This is a genomic window from Streptomyces sp. NPDC050703 (assembly GCF_040654435.1).
GTDB lineage: Bacteria > Actinomycetota > Actinomycetes > Streptomycetales > Streptomycetaceae > Streptomyces.
In genome coordinates this window covers 1-1,843 of record NZ_JBFAHX010000106.1, presented here as the reverse complement: position 1 = coordinate 1,843, position 1,843 = coordinate 1, and the positions used below count along the sequence as shown (strand labels likewise).

Genomic DNA, 1,843 nt, shown 5'->3' with positions numbered 1-1,843 from the left:
GCCGGGCCGCGGGCCTGCCCGCGACGGCCGTCGCGTGGGGGCCGTGGGGCGGCGGTGGCATGGTCGCGACCGACGCGCAGGCCGCCCAGCTGCACCGCTGGGGCCTCGGCACGATGGCCCCGGACGTGGCGGTCGCCGCTCTCGCCTCCGCTCTGGAGCGCGGTGACGGGAACATCGTCGTCGCCGACGTCGACTGGACCCGGTTCGCCGGTACCTTCATGGCGCAGCGCCCGAGCGCACTCCTCGGCGAACTCCCGGACGTGCGGGCGATGTTCGAGGCCGATCCCGCGGAACAGGTCGGCGGCACGTCGGAGCTGGCGCGGCGCCTGGCCGGCCTGGACGAGGCCGAACAGGAGCGCCACCTCACCGAGCTCGTCCGCTACGAGGCCGCAGCCGTGCTCGGCCACGTGTCCGGTGACGCCTTCCCCGCGACGCGCGCGTTCAAGGAGCTGGGCTTCGACTCCCTGACGGCCGTCGAACTGCGCACCAGGCTCCGCGACGCCACGGGCATCGCCCTGCCAGCGACCCTCGTCTTCGACTACCCGACGGCCGCGGCCCTGGCCGCCTACCTGCGCGCCGAACTGTGCGGCGCCGACGCGGCGCCCACCTCCGCGGCCCCGGCCGCTCTCCAGGGCGTGACGGACGAGCCGATCGCGATCGTGTCGATGGCGTGCAGGTTCCCCGGCGGTGTGGCGAGCCCCGAGGACCTGTGGGACTTCCTCAAGGCGGGCGGCGACGCGGTCACGGAGTTCCCGACCGACCGCGGCTGGGACGTCGAGGCGCTGTACGACCCCGACCCGGACTCCGTGGGAACCACCTACCTGCGGTCCGGCGCGTTCATGTCGGACGTCAGCGGCTTCGACGCGGGCTTCTTCGGGATCTCGCCGCGCGAGGCGCTGGCGATGGACCCCCAGCAGCGGCTGCTCCTTGAGACCTCCTGGGAACTCCTCGAACGCGCCGGGGTCGACTCGGCGTCGCTGCGCGGCGAGCGCGTCGGCGTGTTCGTCGGCTCCAACGCCCAGGACTACAGCCTCGTCCTCGGCGGCGCGTGCGAGGACGTGGGCGGCTATGTGGCGACCGGCAACGCGGCGAGCGTGGCTTCGGGCCGCCTGTCGTACACGTTCGGCTTCGAGGGCCCGGCGGTGACGGTGGACACGGCGTGCTCGTCGTCGCTCGTCGCCCTGCACCTCGCGGTGCAGGCGCTGCGGTCCGGCGAGTGCGAGATGGCGCTGGCCGGTGGTGTGGCGGTGATGTCCACGCCGGGAGCGTTCATCGAGTTCAGCCGCCAGCGAGGACTGTCGCAGGACGGCCGGTGCAAGGCCTTCGGAGCCGGTGCTGACGGCACCAGCTGGGGCGAGGGCGTGGGCATGCTGTTCGTCGAGCGCCTGTCGGACGCCCGCCGCAACGGCCACCCGGTGCTCGCGGTCGTACGGGGCTCGGCGGTCAACCAGGACGGCGCCTCCAACGGCCTTACGGCCCCCAACGGCCCCTCGCAGCAGCGCGTCATCCGCCAGGCACTCGCCGGTGCGGGCCTGACGCCGTCCGATGTGGACGCGGTGGAGGCGCACGGTACGGGCACGAAGCTGGGTGACCCGATCGAGGCGCAGGCGCTTCTTGCGACCTATGGTCAGGATCGCCCGGCGGACCGGCCGTTGCTGCTTGGTTCGGTGAAGTCGAACATCGGTCACACGCAGGCCGCCGCGGGTGTGGCGGGTGTGATCAAGATGGTGATGGCGATGCGGCACGGCGTGCTGCCGCGCACGCTGCATGCGGATGAGCCGTCGCCGCATGTGGACTGGTCGGCGGGTGCGGTGGAGCTGCTGACGGAGGAGCGTGGGTGGCC

Annotated in this window: 1 protein-coding gene; it reads left to right on the top strand. The window is 73.3% G+C overall.

The window, feature by feature from the left end; all coding sequences use genetic code 11:
* Nucleotides 1-1,843: beta-ketoacyl synthase N-terminal-like domain-containing protein (locus AB0I16_RS35760; protein WP_363253857.1), on the top strand; the 1,843-nt coding region annotated here is incomplete at both ends.